The organism is Mesorhizobium bavaricum (genome assembly GCF_056781655.1).
On sequence record NZ_CM165566.1, the window covers coordinates 1021772 to 1042229 of the forward strand.

Consider the following 20458-nt stretch of genomic DNA (forward strand, 5'->3'; position numbering starts at 1 on the left):
CTGGCAGCAAACCCTTTAGGAAACGTATCCCCAAATCGATTATTCGCGGGTAAAAGGCATTGCTTTCAGCAGGGTTGACGCCACGCGCGTCAGGCCTTCACGCAGATCCTCAGCCGTTGGGCCGGACGCGATAGAGTTCGAGCGAGGCGCCACGTGTGTCCGCGATCGGCTCCAGCCATTCCGGTACGTCGCCGCGCATCAGCCCGGCGAGAAAACCGCCCGGCGCGGTGAAGGCGAGAAGCTGGCTTTCGGGGTTGCCGCGGCAGAGCGCGACAAGACCGACGTGATGCTCCCCGACGATCGACCTGGCTTGCGCATCGGACCCGAGGAAAGCGTCGAGCGCGAGCAGGTTTCCGGCGACGTTGCGGTGGTAGGGCCCGGCGAACACGCGATGTCCGGAGTAAATCAGGATCGGCGATCCGAGATTGGAAACAGCGAGCACGGTGGTATCCGGCAGCCTGCCGAGTGCGGCAAAGCTGGCCTTGGCCTGGCAGGCCGGGTCGACGCCAGCGTCGCTGGCGATCTTTGCACCGGTTGCGAGCGCCGCCGACGCCGCCTGGGCGGCACCTGACCAGATCGAGTTCACCGAGATGAGCCAGGCCGCGGCCATGCGCAGCGCCGAGCTGCGCGACGGGCTGGTTTCGGCCCGCCGCCGCCATTTGGCGATCCAGGCCGAAAGAGGGATCACCGCGAAGGCGATCGAGAAGGTCGAGCCGCGCACTTGCCAGGCGCTGACCACGAACGCCACGACCAGCAGCACGGCAACTAGACTGTCCTGCCGCCGCCAGCCGCCACGGACGAAGCGCTGCGCCATCAGCACGATCGCCACCAGCGGCGTGGCATAGCGCGCCGCCACCTCGGCGGGATCGTGGGCGACCAGCTGGAACAGCGACTGCGCCTCCTCGATATGATCGAGCCATAGCGTCTGCAGCCGCGGATCAAGCCCGGCATAGGGAGAGGAGAGGCATTGCGGGAACAGCAGAAGGAGGACCGCGCCGAGCACGAGGGCAAGCACGCCAAGCGACAGCAGACGCCGTCCGCGCGAGAGGCCGACCGCTTCGATCGAGGCGATCGCCGCAAGGCCGGTTCCGGTAAGGGCCGCCACGACGAACTGTGCCGTCGAGAAGGCATCGCATTGTGCCTGGCTCCAGGCCGAGATCGGGATGGTGGCGACGAAGACAAGAGCCGATACGCCGGCAAAGCCAAGGCCGAAATCCCTGGCGATCCCCCTTTCGCCGGCTGCATCAAAGGCAAACAGCGCCGCCACGCCGACGCCGATGCTGGCGACGTAGGGGGCAGTTTCCATGCCGACGGCCAAGGTCAGCGCGGCGCACAGGCCAGCAAGCAATGCCGCCGGCCGGTGCACAGGCGCTTCGAGCAGGAAACTCAGGCTGGCAACGGTCAGCATCAGCTGGACATTGTGATGATCGAGCGCGCCCGGCGCGAAGATGCCGATGAAATACAATGCCGCCGCGCCGACGATGACGGCGGGCAGCATCGCGCCATCGCCGGCAAAGCTGCGTGCGGCACGAATGATGAAGACCATGGTCAGGCCGAAGAGCAGTGCCGGCCACGCCACCTGCGCGATGTCCTCGGCAAGCGTGGTGCTGCCGGTCAGGCTCGATACGGCGAACACGATGGCGGCGATCGGCGCATCGACCAGCCGCGACCAATGCATGACGAAGCCGCCGTCCAGGCCCATCCGGTATTGATGCAGGTCGAACCAGCCCTGGCCGGCCAGCAGGTCGCGCACCTCGACCAGCCGCAGCAGATCGTCATTGTCGCCGCCGGCATTGGTCAGCGCCGGGAACCCGGCCCAGGCGTTGACGGCAAGGAAGCCGAGCGTGGCAAGCAGCGCCAGAATGAGGTCCGCTCGCCAGGAGGCGCGTGCCCCATCTTTGGAAAGCATCGCGGTATGTGCGGTGGGCATGGGATGGGCTTTCAGCCAATGTCTATCAGCGCAGGCTAACGCAGGCCGCTTCACAAAGCGTAAAGCCGCCCGCGATCCAGCTAATCGCGCGCCGGAAACACCCATAGGGACGACAGAATGTAGCTCACCGTGCTTGCGGCAACCGTCATCAGCGCCGACATGGCAAGCGCCGACATGCCGAAACGGGTGACCGCCAGGTGCGACACCATCCCCGAAAACAGAGCGCATCCGAGCTGCAGCGCGAGATAGCGCGGCATGGCGCTGGCATGATCGTGCTGGCCGCCGAATGTCCAGCCGCGCTGCGCGCTATAGGCAACAATGAAGGTGAGCCCATAGGCAACGACACTGCCGACGAAGGGCGAGAAGCCCAGCGAGACCAGCAGCCACGACAGAACGAACAGCAGCAATGCGGCGCCGACGCCGACCGTCAGGAACCGGAACAGGCGCGTCTGGACAAAGACTGGCAATGCCTGGCTCACGCGTCGCGCGGCGGCGTTTGGGTGGCCGCCGATTCATTGGCCCGTAATTCATTGGAACGGCCGGCCTGGCCGGCTTTCAGCCGCTTGACCGGTATTTCCAGGACACCGAGCAGGAAGGCCGAGAAGAAGGCCTGGAGTGAAATGACCATCAGGCTCAGGCCCAGCACGACGATGCGCGGGATTTCGGAATCGTTCAGCGGGCCGAAGCCGAGATGCGCCCAGCGCGCCACGGCATAGCCGAAGAACAGCACGCCGCCGGCAAAGCAGATGCCGGCATTGGCGGCGAGACGGTCTGTGCTGATGGTTCTGGTCAGCCAGTCGGACCGGCTGCTGCGCGGCAGGATCCCGGTTATCTCGGCATAGTAGCGCGAAATGGCACCGAAGGTGATGAGCTGGACGCCGGTGACGACCATGAAACAGGCGGCAACGAAGGTGTTGAGGTCGAGCGACAGATTGTTGATCACGCGCAGCGGCCCGAACACCAGCAGCGCCGCGAACACGATGCCAAGGCCGCCGAGCACCGTGCCCGGGATGAAGAACATCCAGCGCGGATTGTAGACGAGCAGGAATTTCAGATGCCGCCAGCCGTCGCGCCAGGTCCTGAGATGCGGCGGCCGGCTGCGGCCGTCGGGCTTGAGTGTGGTCGGGACTTCCTCGATGCGCAGGCCGGCAAGGGCGCCGCGCACCACCATCTCGCTGGCGAATTCCATGCCCGTCGTCTGCAGGTCGAGCTTCCTGATGCTGTCGGCGTTGAAGCCGCGCAAGCCGCAGTGGAAATCACCGGTCTTGATACGGAAGAACAGGCGGCCGACAAAGCTCAGCACCGGGTTGCCGAGATAGCGATGCAGCGGCGGCATGGCGCCGGCTTCGATGCCGCCCTGGAAGCGATTGCCCATGACCAGGTCGGCGCCATCGCGCAGCCGCGCAACGAACGCTTCCAGCGCGCCGAAATCATAGCTGTCGTCGGCATCGCCCATGATGATGAAGCGGCCCTTGGCTGCAGCGATGCCGCCCAGAAGGGCTGCGCCATAGCCCTTCTGCGCAACCGGGACGACACGGGCGCCGCTCTCCTCGGCAATCGCCTGCGATCCGTCGGTGCTGCCATTGTCTGATATCAGCACCTCGCCGGAGATGCCCGCCTGGTCGAGGAAGGCCCTGGCCTTGCCGATGCAGATGGCCAGCGTCTCGGCCTCGTTGAGGCATGGCATCAGGATGGTGAGTTCGAGCTGTTTGGTTGCGGTGGCGCGGATGGCGGTGACGGCGTTCATTGGTCGTTGTTCCATCGAGTGCCCGGCTGCGTCAGATCGGCCGGGCGCATTCAGAGCTTACCCTTGCACGGCAAGGCTTAAGAAAACGATGACGCACAGCCTCGCCTTGTCTCCAAATGACCGGAACGGTCAGGGCCTCCCCCGCGTTGCGGATCGCTGATGCCAACTTCAAAATGTCACGATTGGCAGACGGGCAATGAGCCTGTACAGGCAAGACAGTTGCCCATCCGAGCCGCCGGAGACTTGCCATGAAGCTGAAGATCGCCGTCCAGATGGACCATATCTCCACGGTGTCGATCGCCGGCGACACCTCGTTCGCGCTGTCGCTGGAAGCGCAGCGGCGCGGCCATCAGCTGTTCCACTATACGCCCGACCGGCTGTCGCTGCGCGACGGCAAGGTGTTTGCCCGCATCGAGGAGATGCAGGTGCGCGACGAGAAGGGCAACCATTACTCGCTCGGCGAAAAGGTGCGCACGGACCTTTCGGAAATGGATGTGGTCCTGCTGCGCCAGGACCCACCCTTCGACATGAACTACATCACCACCACGCATATCCTGGAGCGCATCCATCCGAAGACGCTGGTGGTCAACGACCCGGCCTGGGTGCGCAACAGCCCGGAAAAGATCTTCGTCACCGAGTTCTCCGACCTGATGCCGGACACGCTGATCACCAAGGATCCGCTCGAGGTTGCCGCCTTCCGCAAGGAGTTCGGCGACATCATCATCAAGCCGCTCTACGGCAATGGCGGCGCCGGCATCTTCCATCTGCTGGAGGCCGACCGCAACCTCGCCTCGCTCCTGGAAATGTTCGGCCAGATGTTCCGCGAGCCCTATATCGTGCAGCGCTACCTGAAGGATGTGCGCAAGGGCGACAAGCGCATCATCCTGATTGATGGCGAACCGGTCGGCGCCATCAACCGGGTGCCCGCCGAGCACGATTCACGCTCCAACATGCATGTCGGCGGCCGCGCCGAAAAGACCGAGCTGACGGAGCGTGAGCGCGAGATTTGCGCCCGCATCGGGCCGGCGCTGAAGGAACGCGGCTTCATCCTCGTCGGCATCGACGTCATCGGCGACTACATGACCGAGATCAACGTGACCTCGCCGACCGGCGTGCGCGAAGTCAGGCGTTTTGGCGGCGCCGACATTGCCAGCCTGTTCTGGGACGCGGTCGAGGACAAGCGGCGGACCTAGTCCGTTTTCATTTTGTCTTAACCATGTTCCGCCTTTTCAACCAGGCACAACCCGGCCGCGACCGGTGCGACTGCATGTTCCTGTAATGTTCTTGATTTGACCGGGGAACTGTGATTGTCTCCCTGTGGGGCCATTCCCGGCCTCACACGGGCTGGGGCCAGCCCATATCGGGGTTGCACGAATGGTGGCGCGGGTTCGCACGGTCGCTTTCCAGGGCATCGAGGCCGTGCCGGTCGACGTGCAGGTGATGATCGCACCCGGCAAGGTCAACATGCATATCGTCGGCTTGGCCGACAAGGCGGTGGCGGAGAGCCGCGAACGGGTGCAGGCGGCATTGCATGCCTCCGGCCTGTCGATGCCGTCGAAGAAGGTCACGGTCAATCTGGCACCAGCCGACCTGCCCAAGGAAGGCAGCCACTACGATTTGCCGATCGCGCTTGGCCTGATGGCGGCCCTGGGCGCCATTCCGGGCGACATGCTGGCCAGCTATGTCGTGCTTGGCGAATTGTCGCTCGACGGCACGATTGCCGCGGTCGCCGGTGCCTTGCCGGCGGCGATCGGCGCCAACGCCGAAGGCAAGGGCCTGATCTGCCCGTTCGCCTGCGGGCCGGAAGCGGCCTGGGCCGGCGCCGATTTCGACATTCTAGCGCCGCGCAGCCTGATTGCGATTGCCAATCATTTTCGCGGCACGCAGGTGCTGTCGCGGCCCGAGGCCGGCATCCACGCGTCGGCGCGCGACCTGCCCGACCTCGCCGACATCAAGGGCCAGGAGACCGCCAAGCGGGCGCTGGAAGTGGCGGCGGCTGGTGGACACAACCTACTGATGGTCGGGCCGCCTGGATCGGGCAAGTCGATGCTGGCGCAGCGGTTGCCGTCGATCCTGCCGCCGCTGGCGCCGAAGGAATTGCTCGAAGTCTCAATGATCGCCTCGGTGGCGGGAGAACTCGGTGAAGGCAAGCTGACCGACCGGCGGCCGTTCCGCGCCCCGCACCATTCGGCCTCGATGGCGGCGATGGTCGGCGGCGGCCTGCGCGCACGGCCGGGAGAAGTGTCGCTTGCCCATCACGGCGTGCTGTTCCTCGACGAGTTTCCCGAGTTCACGCCGCAGACGCTCGACGCGCTACGCCAGCCGCTGGAGACCGGCGACTGCATGATCGCGCGCGCCAACCATCGCGTCACCTATCCGGCGCGCATCCAGCTGGTCGCGGCGATGAACCCGTGCCGATGCGGCATGGCCGGCGAGCCAGGATACCGCTGCCTGCGCGGCGAGCGCTGCCGCACCGATTACCAGGCGCGCATCTCGGGCCCGCTGCTCGACCGCATTGACCTCCGGATCGAGGTGCCGGCGGTCTCGGCCAGCGACCTGATCCGGCCGGACCGGGCGGAGAAAAGTGCGGCCGTGGCGCTGCGTGTGGCGCGAGCCCGCACCATCCAGCGCGAGCGTTTCGAACGGCTCGGCGCCCGAGCCACCACTAACGCGCATTGCGCGCCGTCGGTCATCGAGGAGATTGCCATGCCCGACGACGCCGGCCTGTCGCTGCTCAAGGACGCCAGCGAAAAGCTCGCGTTTTCCGCCCGCGCCTATCATCGCGTGCTGAAGGTGGCACGCACGCTGGCCGATCTCGACGCCAGCGAGACGGTCGGCCGCATCCATTTGGCGGAAGCAATCTCCTACCGCATGAGTTCGGAACGCGTCGCGCAGGCGGCTTGACGCATTCGCTCCTTGATGGAAGCGGCAAACCGGCGCGGTGGCATCAGCGAACGCGTGCCCCTTGCGCGTCGAAAATGCGCGTGCGGCCGGGCAGGAAGCGCAGCGTTATGGTTTCGCCGAAATGGGGCTGGTCCTCGCGCCGTTCGGCAACCACCGTTTCGCCGCTCGGCAGCACACCGTGGACATAGGAGGTCGATCCCAGGCGCTCGGTGACGTCGACGGTGAGCGAAAGCTCAACCCCCTGCTTGTCGTCGAGATGTTCCGGCCTGATGCCCAAACTGACCTGCTGGCCATGTCCAAGCCTCGTTGCCAGATGGGCGATGTCGACCCTGGCGTCGCCGACGAGCAGGCTTTGGCCGTCCTCGGCCACCTTGCCTTTTAGAAAATTCATGCGCGGCGAGCCGATGAAGCCGGCAACGAAGGCATTGTCGGGATCGTCATAGAGCGACAGCGGCGTACCGATCTGCTCGATCTTGCCGGCTTTGAGCACGACGATCTTGTCGGCCAGCGTCAGCGCCTCGGTCTGGTCATGCGTCACATAGACCATGGTCCGGCGGATCGACTGGTGCAGGCGCTTGATCTCGGCCCTGAGCTCCGTGCGCAGCGCCGCGTCGAGGTTGGACAGCGGCTCGTCGAACAGGAACAGCCGGGGATCGCGCACCAGCGCTCGGCCGATGGCGACGCGCTGTCGTTGGCCGCCGGATAGCTCACGCGGCTTGCGACCCAGCAAGGGTTCGATCTGCAGCAGCTTCGCCACCGCAGCGACCTTCTCGTCTGATGTCTTGCGGTCGAGCCCGCGCATCTTCAGCGGGAACGCAATGTTCTCGGCCACCGACATGGTCGGGTAGAGCGCGTAGGACTGGAACACCATCGCCACGTCACGCTCGCGCGCGGGAAGATTGGTGACGTTGCGGTCGCCGATGACGATGGTGCCGGAATCGATCGGGTTCAGTCCGGCAACGGCATGCAGCAGCGTCGATTTCCCGCAGCCCGACGGCCCGAGCAACACGACGAAGGATCCCTCTTCGACCTCGACAGAGACATCTTCCAGCACGCTGACCGCACCGTAGGATTTCGACACCGACCTTATAGACAAATTCGCCATCGGATCTAACCCTTCACGCTGCCAAGTGTCATACCGCGCACGATCTGCCCTTGCACCAGAATGCCAAGCACGATCATCGGCAGCATGATGAGGGTGGCGGCGGCGGTGAGCGCGCCCCATTGAATGCCCTGGAATGTCAGGAACGAGGTGATACTGACTGGAAGCGTCTGCGTGTCGCGGCCGGTCAGCACAAGGGCAACGAAGAACTCGTTCCAGGTGAACAGCACGCACAGGATCAGTGTCGCCACCATGCCGCCGCGGGCGGCCGGCAGATAGACATGCCAGAACACGCTAAACTCGCGTGCGCCGTCGACGCGGGCCGCGTCGCGCAACTCCTTGGGAATGTCGTCGAAAAAGGTGATCAGCAGCGAGATGGCGAACGGTACGTTGACGAAGGCATAGGCGGCGATCAGCAGCCAATGCTGGTTGAGCGCGCCGATCCGGGTCGCCAGATAATACATCGGGATGACGAACAGCAGAGCCGGCGCGATGCGCAGGCTGAGGATGAATTTTTCCTTGGAGCGGCGCAGGTCGCCCGGCTGCTGTGCCAGTCCGTAGGCGGCGATCGAGCCGACGGCGACCGCAAGCGCGCTGGACAGGATGGAGATGATGAAGCTGTTGGCGAAGGCGCTGAGGAAGCCGCGGTTGGCGAACACCGTGCGGTAGTTTTCCAGCGTCGGGCTGAACAGCCAGACCGGGGGAATGGCAAAGGCATCGCGCGTCGTCTTGAACGAGGTGACGACGACCCAGTAGAGCGGAAACAGCACAGCCAGCAAAAGCAGCAGCAGCCCGAGATAGAAAAGCGCCCGCCTGGCCATCAGCGCTCTCCCGATTTCGGAAACAGAACGCTGTACATGGTCAGCAGCGCGACATTGGTGAAGATCGTCAGGATGATGGCGATGGCCAGCGCGTAGGAGATGTCGAAATTGGTGAAGGCGGCGATGTAGCCGTAATAGTTCAGCGTTTCGGTCGACAGCGCCGGCCCGCCGCGTGTCATGATGTAGAAGAGGTCGAAAGCCTTAATGCTATCGATCGCCCTGATCAGCGCGACGATGGCGAGCGCGCGGCGCAGCATCGGCAACAGCACATACCAGGTGACCTGCCATTCGCGCGCACCATCGACGCGGGCGGCATTGAGCGGGTCGGTCGGCGCCGATTCCAGTGCCGCCATCACCAAAAGGATGACGAAAGGCGTCCACTGCCAGATGTCGGCGATGAGCACCGAATACAGCGCCAGCTGCGGGCTGCCCAACCAGTCGACCTGGGACAGGCCGGCCAGCGACAGAAGGTAGTTCGCCATGCCGGTGGCCGGATCGAAGAGGAAGCGCCATGTCAGGCCGACGACCACCGGCGTCATGATGATCGGCACCAGCAGCAGCGTCCTGACCAGCCGCTTCATAGCGAAGTCGCGGTCGAGAAACAGCACGACGGCGAGCCCGAGCGCGATCTCGATCACGGTCGCCAGCGTCGTGAACAGCACCGTGCGCCACAGTGCGGCCATGGCGCGCGGATCGCCGAAGAAGCGGAGATAGTTGTCGAGGCCGACGAACTTCTCGCGCCCGGCGCGCATCAACGACAGGTCGTGCAGCGATATCCAGATCACGAACAGCGTCAGCGCGACCGAGGCAACGGTCAAGCAGAGGATGATCGGCTGGAAGAAGTGCCTGGTCGGATCCGACGCTGCTGTTGCCACGGTTCAATCCATCAATTCGGGAATTCGCCCTGCCGCGCACAGGGAGCGCATGCGGCAGGGCACGCCTGCCCGCTTATCGGGCGAGCGCGGCGTTGTTGGCTTCATCTGCTTCCTTCAGGGCGTCGGCAGCGCTGGCGGTGCCGGAAAGCGCCTTGGAGACGGCAATGCCGGTGTTGTTGATGATCTCGTTGGCTTGCTCGACGGTCGGCAGATATTGCGGATTGCCGGCATTGATGGCGGCGATCATGCCTTCCTTGAAGGCGCCGTAGCGCTTGTTGAAACTGTCGCTGTTCAGCACCGCAAGCGATGTCACGCCGGAATTGGGATCGGTTTCGATCGCCTTCAGCTGCTGCTCCTTCGCGGTCGCCCAGGCAGCGAAGAACGCGGCCGCTTCCTGATTCTTGGACTCGGCGGAGACATACATCGAGTGGACGGCGAGTGACGACGAACCGCCCTTGGGCGACGACGACTGCATCGGCACCGGCACATAGCCGACCTTGCCGACCACCGACGAGGCCGTGGGATCTTCATTGTAGGCGCCGTTGACCGTGGCATCGAGCGTGATCGCCGCCTTGCCCTGCTGGAACAGCAGGCGGTTTTCCTCCCAACCGAAATTGGCGACGCCCACCGGACCGTAGTCCTTCAGCACCTTGGTGAAGGCGTCGAGTGCAGCGATGCCTTCCGGCGTTGCCAGCGCCGACTTGCCGCTGGCGTCGAGGAACGAGCCGCCGAAGCCCCACAGATAGGCAGCCCAGACATAGACGCCCTGGATGCCTTGCTGGCCGCGCATGGTGATGCCGGCGATCTGTTTGTTGGTTTTCTCGGAGATGGTCTTGGCCGCGTTCTCGATGTCCTCGAACGTCTTGGGCGCGGCGAGACCATACTGTTCGAACAGGTCCTTGCGGTACATGACGAAAGTGCTCTCGCCATAGACCGGCAGCCCGTAGAGCTTGCCGTCGAGAACATTGGTGTTGAAATAGCCGGGCACGAAATCGGCCTTGTCGAACTGCGCTGCGTGCTTGGCCAGGAAGTCGTCGAGCGGCACGATGAAGCCGGACTTCACGAAGCCTGGCAGGTAGATGATGTTGTTCTGGACGACGTCATAGCGGCCGGACTTGGAGGAAAACTCCAGCAGCTCCTTGGCCGTGATGTCGCCTTCGGGAACGATTTCGAGCGCGACGTCGATGCCGGTCTGCTGCTTGAATTCCGGCAGCATCCTCTGGATGGCGTCGGTCGTCGGATGACCTTCGAGCAGCACCGACAGCTGCACCCCGTCGAACGGCTTGTCCTGCGCCGAGGCCGGCATGGCCGTGGCGAGTGCGGCGACGGCCGCGGTAAGCATCAACACATTGCGTCTGGTAAGCATTTTTCGTCTCCCATTGTTGGGCCGCTTGGCCTCGTTGGATTCGCGCATCTGCTTGTTTGAACATGATCTTTTCCGAAAACCGGTACCCACCTTTCGGGATTATGCTCCACCGAGGCGCACGATTTCGCCGCTCTCGGCCGATTGCATCATTGCAAGGGTGAGTTCGAGCGAACGAAGGGCATCGCGACCGCTGGCGATCGGCATCGCCGCACCATCAAGCCAGGCGAGCAAACCGCTGAGCTGGCGCGCCAGGTCGCCGTCGAGGCGGCCATTGACGACAGGCCAATGCTGGGTGTCGATCTCGCGTGAGCTTTCATTGTTGGCATAGTAGAGACCGCTGTCGCCGCACTGGACTTCGAACGAGCCTTCGGTGCCGATCAGCTCCATGCGGGCGTCGATCATCTGGCGAGCTCCGGCCGGCAGCGACCAGGCGCTTTCGAAATTCACCACCGTGCCGCCGGAGAAGCGCACGATCGCAGCGATGCTGTCCTGGGTGCCGGAGGCGCCGAGCAGCCGGTCGGTCTGCTGGGCGTAGACGGAAACCGGGTGCTGCCCGTCGAGCATCCACAGCACCATGTCGACATCGTGCACGGTGACATGCAGTGCCAGCGGCAGCTTGCCGCCGTAGCGCTTCGGGCCCTCGGTGCGGGCGCTGTTGCGCCGGACATAGATGTGGATGGGCTCGCCGATCTTGCCCGATGTCATCAAGTCCCTGGCGGCCGCGTAGCGGGGGTCGAAGCGCAGGAGATACCCGACCCCGAGCTTGACCCCGGCCGCCTCGCATGCGGCGATGATCGCCTGCGCATCCTCGATTTTGGAGGAGATCGGCTTTTCGACGAAGACGTTGATGCCGGCCTCGGCCACGGCAACCGCCGGCGCCAGATGCAGATTGTCGGGTGTGCAGATCGAGACGAGGTCGAGATCGCGCTCGGTCGCCAGCAGCGCCTCGTGGCTGCCATAGACCTTGCAGCCCGGCGCCTTGGCCGCGACGGCACCGGCCAGCTCCAGATTGGGGTCGACGATCGCCGCCAGTTCGCAGCCGACCATGTTGGCGAAGATCGCGGCGTGCATGGAGCCCATGAAGCCCGCTCCGATGACGGCGACGCGGCGGCGCTTGATCATGACTGGTTCCTCTTCAATTGCGGGTTGGCGCTCCACGACGCGACCTGGTCGACGAACCCCCGGGTGATGGCGTCCGGCCGCGTTATGGCGCCGCCGACAACGATGAAACGGGCACCGAGCTCGAAACAGCGGACGGCCTCCTGCGGCGTCCAGATGCGGCCTTCGGCGACGAACGGCAGGCCGGCGCCGGCGAGCTGCTCCATCAGCTTGAAGTCGGGCCCGCGCTGTTGGGTGGAATAAGGGGTGTAGCCGGCCATGGTGGTGCTGATGACCGAGGCGCCGGCATCGATGGCGCGCTTGCCTTCGTCGAGTGTGCTGACGTCGCCCATCGACAGGCGTCCCCTGGCCGCGATCGCGCCGAGCATTGCTTCGAGGGTGGCGGGGCGGGGCCGATTGGTGGCGTCCATGGCGACGATGTCGGCACCCGCGTCAATGACGGCGGCTACGTCATCGAGTGTCGGGGTGATGTAGATTTCGGCGTCGGCGCGGCGGGCCTTGATCAGGCCGATGACCGGAACGCTGATCCGCCGGCGGACGGCTTCAATGTTGGCGGCACCTTCGATGCGCACGCCGGTCGCGCCGCCGAGGACGACCGACCGAGCAATGGCGGCAATGTGGTCGGGCGTGTCGAGCGGCATGCCTGCTTCGGCCTGGCACGAGACCACCAGCGTGCCATCGAGCTGAGCCAGCACATTGCCTTGCGCCTGGGGGACCTGCACCGGGGGCATCTCCTCACGTCGGGAAGCGTTACCCCTGCAATCAATCGCGGATGAAAGTTTTTGTCAAGCAATCATTTATGATGAAAATTTCCGTCACTTAGCAAAGCGACCCCGAGCAGACCCGCATCGGCACCCGCCCGGGCGGCAACGATCGGTCGCTGGAAAATGGGCGGCAGATGTAGGGAACGTGCCTGCAAAGCCTCGATGAAGCCGGCGGCCAGTCCAACGCCGCCGCCGACGGCGAAGCAATCGATGTCCGCTGCCGCGGTCAGGTCGGCAAAGGCGTTGACCAGCGCATCGACGGCCGAAGCGATCACCTCGGCGGCGATCCCGTCGCCTTGCGCGGCGGCTTCGAACAGGTCGGGCGCACCAACCGAGCGGCCAAGCCGCTCGCTGCCGCGACGGGCAAGCGCGGTGCCCGAGGCGATCGTTTCCAGGCAGCCGCGCCGGCCGCAGCCGCAGGCGACGCCACCGGGATCGGACATGGTATGGCCGGCATGGCCAGCCAGCCCGGCGGCACCGGTCAGCAAGCGGCCGTCGATAACCAGGCCGCAGCCAATACCGGTCGAGACCGTAATGAAGGCGAAATTGTTGAAGCCGTGGCCGGCACCGACTGCGAATTCGGCCCAGGCGGCTGCCTGGGCATCGTTGACGACCAGTGGCGGCACGCCGAGCGCCTGTTCGAGCGCCCGCGCCAGCGGATAGCTGTTCTCGATCGGCAAGGTCCCTGGGTTGAGCGCGGTCAGCGCTCCGTCGCGAACGATGCCGGTGGTGGCGACGGCGACGGCACTGAGCGCATGTTTCGGTGCCAGGCCGGCGATTGCCGCGACAAGATCGTCGCCTCTGCCTGTCCTCGGCGTCGCCGTTTGCCGCCGGTCGAGCACCTGCCGCCCGAGAACCTCTGCGGCGGCAATCTTGGTGCCGCCGATGTCAACGGCAAAGACCGGACGATCAGAAGCTGCGGTCACTCACAACCTCCGCCGTGCGGCCGAGCAGCACCAGCCGCGCCGGATCCTGCCGCGTCATCTCGGCCACCAGCGCATCGACGATCAGAAGCTGGCTGATCTTCGAGGGGAAGGCACCGCCGGTCAGCGGCGTTTCCGGCCAGGACGCGATCAGAGCAAGATCGCAGGCCGCGACCAGCGGGCTCTTCGAGCGGTTGGATATGCCGATGACGAAGGCGCCTTGCGACCGGGCGAGCTCGGCGATCCGCACCGCGTCCACGGTCGAGCCCGAACTCGAAATGACCACCTGCACGGTGCCCGGTTGCGCGGTTCCCGCCGCCATGACCGCCAGATGCGCATCGCCCAGGGCGCGGCTCAGCTTGCCGATGCGGGTCATCTTGTAGGCAAGATATTGCGCCGTCACGCCGGAGGCGGCAATGCCGAAGCAGTCGACTACAGTTGCCGCCAGAAGCTGCCGCGCGGCCTTGGCAATGTCTTCCCTGACAATCAGCTGCTCGGTTTCGCGCAACGAGATGATGGCGGTTTCCACCAGCCGCTGGATGTCATCGGTCGGCAAGCCGATGTCCCTGGCCCGTTCGTCGGTTGCCAGTTCCTTGGCCAGAGCGAGCTTGAAATCCTGGAAACCGGTGAAGCCCTGATCGCGACAGAAGCGCATGACGCTGGCCTCGGACGAAGCGGAGGCTTCGGCAAGCTCGGTTATGCTCTGGCGCAAAGTGGCTTCGGGCTGCGCCAGCACCGTGTCGGCGACGCGCGCCAGCGCGGGCGTCATGTCTCCGGCGGCCGCCCTCAGCGAGGCAATAAGCGCATGTGTCATGAAGAGTCCTTGCTGCTACGATTCTTTTTGTTTGAGCATGATCTTGTCCAAAAGCCGGTATCCTCTTTTTGGGATCATGCTCAGAAATGCTCCGCCACCCAGGGCGGCGGGCCGGCAAACAGCTGGTCACACAGGCGTATGTCCGCCGCGGCGCCGACGGCCTGGCCATACTGCGCCAGTTTCGAGGCGCTTCGAAAGCCTGTGAATATCTGCACGAAGGCAGGGCCTTGAAGGGTGACGATCGGGCACGCGCCGGTCGCCTCGCGAACCTCGACCGCGCCGGACTTGATTTCGATCTCCAGCGCCGTCTCCGCCTCACCGATGCGCAGCGCCAGCCTGGTATCGTCGACAGGATAGCCGCGCTGCCGCAAGGCGGCGGCGGGATCGAGCACCCTCAAAAGCCATTCCTCCTGATGGGCCAGACGCCAGCCCTTGTCCGGCATCGCCGCCACCAGATCGTCTTGCGGGCCGCCATGCCAGCGCACGACAGGATAGACCGAGCGGAACCTGGCGAGGAAGGAAAGAACGCCTTGCGCCGCCTGCGGCGAGCCGGCGTACCAGTCGCGAACCATCAGGCAGGTCTCGTCACCCATGTCGAGGATGAGATAGGCAGCGTCACCTTCGGCCAGATAGGCAGCCAGCGCGTCGGTCGGTGTTCGGCACAGCTCATTCCAGTGCGGCTGGCCACGGCTGAGCAAACCGGCCTCCCGGGTCGTCTTGGCGGAATAGGCGATGGCGATGCGTGGATCATCCAGCTCGACGCGCTCGAAGGCAAGCTTGCTCGCAACCGGCAGGCTGATGGTGTCGGCCTCGTAGATGATCTCATGGCCGGCGAGCTCGAAGCCGCTCTTGCGATAGACCGGCCGCGTCGAGGCGAACAGCGTGGCGATGACAGCCCCTTTGCCCTGCGCCTCCGCGCACAAGGCATCGACGAAGGGCACGGCCAGACCCCGGCCGCGATGCTCCGGCGCTATCGCCACATGCGCGATGTTGGCCGCCGGCACCGGCTTGCCATGGAAACCGTGCGCAGTCTCTAGCAGCGCCGCGCAGGCGGCGGCCTTGCCCCCGCTGCGCAGCAGCCGGAGCGAGTCGAGGCCGACATTGGCAATGTATTCCTCGGACCGAGCCTTGCCGAAGCCGAAGGCCCAGCTTAGCAAGGCAGCTATCTCCGGGGCATCCTCCGCGGTGGCTGTCTCGACGGTGGGTATGAAGTTTTTTTTCATAGCTTTTCCGTCTGTGGAGATTTTCATCATAGCTTGAAAATATCCGTACGCAACCGCGAACTCGGCTGCGTGAGCTCGGGACCCTCCGCACCCTGAAATCCAATGGCGGGCAGTCGTCTGGACGACCGGCGCTTGGCACCAGCACAGGTGCAGCCTCTCAAAGGCCACCCCGCCGGCTCGGCTGGATGCCAGAATCGTTGCAGATCATGTTCGGCGAAGCCGCCGCAATCGTCGGCGTCATCGCCAGCCAGCTCAGGCGCACCGGCCGCAGTGCCTATATGCCGGTGGGTTGGATCGGCTTTTCCCGGCACTCGCTTTCGCATGGCGCGGGTGTTCAGGCTCTATCTCTGCTGCGCCTTCAACTCCAGCCGCCGTGCGTGCAGCACTGGCTCGGTGTAGCCGTTGGGCTGGTTGCGGCCCTTGAAGACCAGGTCGCAGGCGGCCTGGAAGGCGATGGAGCGGTCGAAGTCGGCGGCCATCGGGTGGTAGAGCGGGTCGCCGACATTCTGCAGGTCGACGATGGCCGCCATGCGCCGCAGGGAATCCATCACCTGGATGCGCGAGCAGACGTCGTGGTGTAGCCAGTTGGCGATATGCTGCGAGGAGATGCGCAGCGTGGCGCGGTCCTCCATCAGGCCGACATCGTTGATGTCAGGGACTTTCGAACAGCCGACGCCCTGGTCGATCCAGCGCACGACATAGCCCAGAATGCCCTGCGCGTTGTTGTCGAGCTCGCGCTGGATCTCGTCGGGAGTCCAGTTCGGCCGCACCGCGACCGGCACCGACAAGATGTCGTCAAGTTTCGCCTTCGGCCGGCTCTTCAGCGCCGCCTGTACGGCATGGACGTCGACCTTGTGGTAGTGCGTGGCATGCAGCGTCGCCGCGGTCGGCGACGGCACCCAGGCGGTGTTGGCGCCGGCCCTGGGATGGGCGATCTTCTCGGTGAGCATTGCCGCCATCAGATCGGGCATCGCCCACATGCCCTTGCCGATCTGGGCGTGGCCGGCCAGCCCACACTCCAGCCCGGTGTCGACATTCCAGGCCTCGTAGGCGGAGATCCAGGCGGCCTGCTTCATGTCGCCCTTGCGGATCATCGGGCCGGCTTCCATCGAGGTATGGATCTCGTCGCCGGTGCGGTCGAGGAAGCCGGTGTTGATGAACACGACGCGTTCCCGGGCAGCGCGGATCGCCTCCTTGAGGTTGACGGTGGTGCGCCGCTCCTCGTCCATGATGCCCATCTTGATGGTGTTCCTGGCCATGCCGAGCAGGGCTTCGACACGGTCGAAGATCTCGACGGCGAAGGCGACTTCCTCCGGCCCGTGCATCTTGGGTTTCACGACATACATCGAGCCGGCGCGGGAATTGGCGCGGCGGCCGCTCGGCCCGACATCGTGCAGCGCGATCAGCGCCGTCATCGCCGCATCCATGATGCCTTCCGGCACTTCGTTGCCGTCGCGGTCAAGGATCGCCGGATTGGTCATCAGGTGGCCGACATTCCTGACCAGCATCAGCGACCGGCCAGGCACCGTCAGCGTGCCGCCGGCCGGCGTGGTGTAGGCGCGGTCGGGATTGAGCTTGCGGACAAAGCTCTTGCCGCCCTTGGTGATCTCTTCCGCCAGGTCGCCTTTCATCAGGCCGAGCCAGTTGCGGTAGATCACGACCTTGTCTTCGGCATCGACCGCCGCGACCGAATCCTCGCAGTCCTGGATGGTGGTCAGCGCCGATTCCAGGATGACATCGGCGATGCCCGCCGGATCGGTGCGGCCGATCTGGTTGTTGCGGTCGATCACGATCTCGATATGCAGGCCGTTCCTGACAAGCAGAACGGCAGCGGGATTGGCTGCATCGCCGCGGTAGCCGACGAATTGTTTCGGGTTGGCCAGCGTGGTCGAACCCGCGCCGGCACTCAGTCGCAGCGCGCCTTGCGCCAGCGACAGGCCGTTCACCCCAGCCCATTTGCCGAGGGTGAGCGGGGCAGCCTCATCGAGGAAGGTCTTCGTCCAGGCAACGACCTTGGCGCCGCGCGTCGGGTTGAAGCTTTTGCCTCTTTCGGCGCCGTCCGTCTCGGGAATGGCGTCGGTTCCATAGAGCGCATCATAGAGCGAACCCCAGCGCGCATTGGCGGCGTTGAGCGCATAGCGGGCATTCATCACCGGCACGACCAGCTGCGGGCCCGCAACGACCGCGATTTCCGGATCGACATTATCGGTCGAGACGCTGAAGGCGGGGCCCTCGGGAACAAGGTAGCCGATTTCCTTGAGGAAGGCTTTGTAGGCCTCCATGTCGACGGGCGCGCCGTGGTCGCGATACCAGCCGTCGAGCTTTTCCTGCATGGCGTCGCGCTTCGCCAGCAGCGCCCGGTTCTTGCTGCCGAGGTCGTGGACGATGGCCGAGAAGCCGTTCCAGAAGCCCGCCGCTTCGATGCCGGTGCCGGGCAACGCCTCGCCTGCCACAAAGTCATGCAGCTCGCGGGCAATCCGCAATCCGGCGATCTCGATGCGATCGGTCATCAGGCTTCTCCAGATGAAAGGCTTTGCGGGCCTTTGGCATGTCAGGTTTGCCGGGTCAATTCAGCTTAGGGTGAAGGCGGTGTATTTGCATCGCTTCACACGGCGTGCGGGATTCAGATCAGGCCGAGTCAAAATAGCGGATTCCGAGAACCGGAGCGGAGCGTACTTTTGAGTACGTGAGCACCGGAAGCGCAGGAAGCCGCCATTTGCAGGCCGGCATCAGCTGAATCTACACGGCAATGCGTGGCCTTCCCGAGGCCACGGCCACCACATGCGCCTCGATGAACATGCGCTGGGCTTCGACGGTCGAGACGCGGAATTCGGTCGCGACTTCGATCTCGGCGCTGTCGGTGCCGGCATCCCTGGCGCGCTCGGCGACGATGGCCCGGACATCGGCCTCGGCGGCCGCGATCGCCGCCGCCTCGTCGAGGAAATCGCGCACGGTTTCCCCTGAGGCAAGGCGAAACAGCCCTTCGCTGGGCTGGCTGACCCGTGCTTCGGCCGACACCCGCACCTGTCCGACGACGGCGCCGAGCGCGTTGGCGACATCGGTATCTTCCGGCACCACACACTCATTGCCGATCAGCGGCGGCAGGCCGGCATAATGCAGTGGCGCCGAAGCGCCGAGGCCGATGACCGGGCGGTCGAGCGTGACGCTCAGCCGGGCAATGCCGGGATGGGCATCGACGGCGCGCTGCACCAGCGCATGCGCCACCGTAGAGGCGCCGTCGAGGCCGTCCTCGGCAAAGGCGGTTTCAAGGATGTATTCGGCCGACCAGCGTGTCAGCGTCACCAGCACCCTTTCCGAGATCACCTCCGGCGACGCAGCGATCGGCTGGCCGCGGCCGTCGCGCTTGCGGGCGAAGAGTTCGGCCCCCAGCCGAGCGGCGACCGGATCCCAGTTCGCCTGCTTGCCCAGCACATGGGCAGCGTCCGACGGCGTGAAGCCGGCGACATGCACCAGCCCGCGCGACACCAGCCGGTTCAGCGTCGCGTTCTGCGCGTTCGAGGTCAAGAGCCTGTCGACGGCGAGCGGCACGGCACCAATCGCCTCGTAAAGCCGAGCTTCGGCGCCGGTCAATCCGGCGGCGAGCCGGTCCGGCACGCCGGTGCGCACCGCGAAGCGGCCGTCCATGCGGCCAGGATTGGGCGCGCGCAGCTGGCGCTCCAGCTCGGCTGTCACCGCTTCGCCATGCGCCATGCCGGCCAGCGCCAGCGGCACCAAGCGGCGCGGTCCGAGCAGGATCTTGGGGTTGAGCGAGCCATCCTCCAGCGCCACTTCGGAATCGCCGCCAAGGCCGAAGGTGCGCATGGCCACCGCCTCGACCATGGTGCGGAAGCCACCGACGGTGGCGCCTTCCGGATCGAGCCGCGGCCGGCCCTGGTCGAGCACGGCGACGTCGGTGGTGGTGCCGCCGATGTCGGACACCATGGCGTTGTCGAGCCCGGTCATGTGGTGGGCGCCGACCAGGCTGGCGGCCGGGCCGGACAGGATGGTCTCGATCGGCCGCTGGCGGGCAAACGCCGCCGACACCAGCGCGCCGTCGCCGCGCACCACCATCAGGGGTGCGGCGATGTTGCGCGCTTCGAGGAAGCCTTCGGTCGCCGCCACCAGCCGGTCGATCATCGAGATCAGCCTGGCATTGAGCAGTGTGGTGAGCGCCCGGCGCGGACCGCCGAGCTTGGCCGACAGCTCATGGCTTGATGTGACCGGCAGGCCGGTCTTTTCGCGGATCAGCTCGCGGGCAGTGATCTCATGCGCCGGATTGCGGGTGGCGAAATAGGCGCAGACGGCAAAGCCGGAGACCGAGGCGCCAAGTTCCGGCAGCGCTGCCTCCAGGCCGGACAGGTCGAGCTTGGCGGCATTGCCATGCACGTCGTGGCCGCCGGAGCAGAACACCACCGGGTCGGTGCCGAGGGCGGCCTTCAGCCCGTCACGAGCAAGGTCGGCCTCGGAGAAGCCGATCATCACCAGCGCCACGCGGCCGCCCTGGCCCTCGACCAGCGCGTTGGTGGCAAGCGTAGTCGACATCGAGACCAGTTTGATGGCAGCCGGATCGGTGCCGGCCTTCTGCAGCACCGCATCGACCGCGCCGGAAATGCCTACGGCCAGGTCATGCCGCGTGGTCAGTGCCTTGGCCTTGGCCAGCACCTTGCCCTTGTTCGGCCCCTCTTGCTTACCTTCCGTTTCAGACCACAGCACGGCATCGGTGTAGGTGCCGCCGGTGTCGATCCCGAGGAACAGCGGCTTTGGCTTGGTCTTGGCGGTCATTCTTTGCGGATCCGGCGGGGGGCGAGGTGTTTTTGCTCCCCGCCCCTTAGCCGATACGGGCCGGGCGATAAAGACGCGAGCGCTAGGC

At 65.2% G+C, this 20458-nt stretch carries 16 protein-coding genes; 2 read left to right on the forward strand and 14 right to left on the reverse strand.

The genetic code is table 11. The features are described 5' to 3' along the window. Positions 1–109: 109 nt before the first annotated feature. From AC1RZR_RS04855 to AC1RZR_RS04865, 3 genes are all read right to left on the reverse strand, one after another. Positions 110–1909 carry a GtrA family protein gene (locus AC1RZR_RS04855; protein ID WP_481827813.1) on the reverse strand — a complete coding sequence of 600 codons (1800 nt, stop codon included), beginning with the start codon at positions 1907–1909 and terminating at the stop codon, positions 110–112. A gap of 101 nt (positions 1910–2010) precedes the next feature. Further along, entirely contained in the window at positions 2011–2397 is a 387-nt protein-coding gene (locus AC1RZR_RS04860; protein WP_481827814.1) for a GtrA family protein, read from the reverse strand. 8 nt (positions 2398–2405) lie between these two features. Continuing rightward, the gene (locus AC1RZR_RS04865) at positions 2406–3677 is read right to left on the reverse strand and encodes a glycosyltransferase family 2 protein (protein ID WP_481827815.1); all 1272 of its coding nucleotides are present in this window, start codon (positions 3675–3677) and stop codon (positions 2406–2408) included. Between the two features lie 248 nt (positions 3678–3925). Between AC1RZR_RS04865 and gshB the strand changes: the two genes are divergently transcribed. Continuing rightward, a complete protein-coding gene (gshB, locus tag AC1RZR_RS04870) occupies positions 3926–4870 on the forward strand; it encodes a glutathione synthase (protein ID WP_379093958.1) in 945 nt (314 codons plus the stop codon). Positions 4871–5051: 181 nt separating this feature from the next. Further along, positions 5052–6581, forward strand: a complete 1530-nt coding sequence (locus AC1RZR_RS04875) for a YifB family Mg chelatase-like AAA ATPase (RefSeq protein ID WP_481827816.1) — start codon at positions 5052–5054, stop codon at positions 6579–6581. 43 nt (positions 6582–6624) lie between these two features. On the opposite strand, the gene AC1RZR_RS04880 is transcribed toward AC1RZR_RS04875, so the two are convergent. The 11 genes from AC1RZR_RS04880 to AC1RZR_RS04930 form a co-directional block, all read right to left on the reverse strand. Next, positions 6625–7686: an ABC transporter ATP-binding protein gene (locus AC1RZR_RS04880; protein WP_481827817.1), complete on the reverse strand. Its 1062-nt coding sequence runs from the start codon at positions 7684–7686 to the stop codon at positions 6625–6627. Between the two features lie 5 nt (positions 7687–7691). Continuing rightward, positions 7692–8504 carry a carbohydrate ABC transporter permease gene (locus AC1RZR_RS04885; protein ID WP_481827818.1) on the reverse strand — a complete coding sequence of 271 codons (813 nt, stop codon included), beginning with the start codon at positions 8502–8504 and terminating at the stop codon, positions 7692–7694. Continuing rightward, entirely contained in the window at positions 8504–9379 is an 876-nt protein-coding gene (locus AC1RZR_RS04890; RefSeq protein WP_481827819.1) for a carbohydrate ABC transporter permease, read from the reverse strand. The genes AC1RZR_RS04885 and AC1RZR_RS04890 overlap by 1 nt, the downstream gene beginning before the upstream one ends. 73 nt (positions 9380–9452) lie before the next feature. Then, positions 9453–10745 carry an ABC transporter substrate-binding protein gene (locus tag AC1RZR_RS04895; RefSeq protein WP_481827820.1) on the reverse strand — a complete coding sequence of 431 codons (1293 nt, stop codon included), beginning with the start codon at positions 10743–10745 and terminating at the stop codon, positions 9453–9455. Between the two features lie 99 nt (positions 10746–10844). Further along, complete coding sequence (locus tag AC1RZR_RS04900) at positions 10845–11867, reverse strand: Gfo/Idh/MocA family protein (protein ID WP_481827821.1); 1023 nt, start codon at positions 11865–11867, stop codon at positions 10845–10847. After that, on the reverse strand, positions 11864–12586 hold the full coding sequence (locus tag AC1RZR_RS04905) for an N-acetylmannosamine-6-phosphate 2-epimerase (protein ID WP_481827822.1): 723 nt from the start codon (positions 12584–12586) through the stop codon (positions 11864–11866). Before AC1RZR_RS04905 ends, AC1RZR_RS04900 begins: the two co-directional genes overlap by 4 nt. A 71-nt stretch (positions 12587–12657) precedes the next feature. Next, the gene (locus tag AC1RZR_RS04910) at positions 12658–13554 is read right to left on the reverse strand and encodes an N-acetylmannosamine kinase (RefSeq protein ID WP_481827823.1); all 897 of its coding nucleotides are present in this window, start codon (positions 13552–13554) and stop codon (positions 12658–12660) included. Further along, the gene (locus AC1RZR_RS04915; RefSeq protein WP_477268627.1) at positions 13538–14365 is read right to left on the reverse strand and encodes a MurR/RpiR family transcriptional regulator; all 828 of its coding nucleotides are present in this window, start codon (positions 14363–14365) and stop codon (positions 13538–13540) included. The genes AC1RZR_RS04910 and AC1RZR_RS04915 overlap by 17 nt, the downstream gene beginning before the upstream one ends. A gap of 80 nt (positions 14366–14445) precedes the next feature. Further along, positions 14446–15588, reverse strand: coding sequence for a GNAT family N-acetyltransferase (locus tag AC1RZR_RS04920; protein WP_481827824.1), 1143 nt, complete (start codon positions 15586–15588; stop codon positions 14446–14448). A 341-nt stretch (positions 15589–15929) separates the two neighbouring features. After that, positions 15930–18098 (reverse strand): malate synthase G, encoded by a 2169-nt coding sequence (locus tag AC1RZR_RS04925; protein ID WP_481827825.1) that lies wholly within the window; start codon positions 18096–18098, stop codon positions 15930–15932. A gap of 229 nt (positions 18099–18327) precedes the next feature. Next, positions 18328–20370 (reverse strand): hydantoinase/oxoprolinase N-terminal domain-containing protein, encoded by a 2043-nt coding sequence (locus tag AC1RZR_RS04930; RefSeq protein ID WP_481827826.1) that lies wholly within the window; start codon positions 20368–20370, stop codon positions 18328–18330. Positions 20371–20458: the final 88 nt, after the last annotated feature.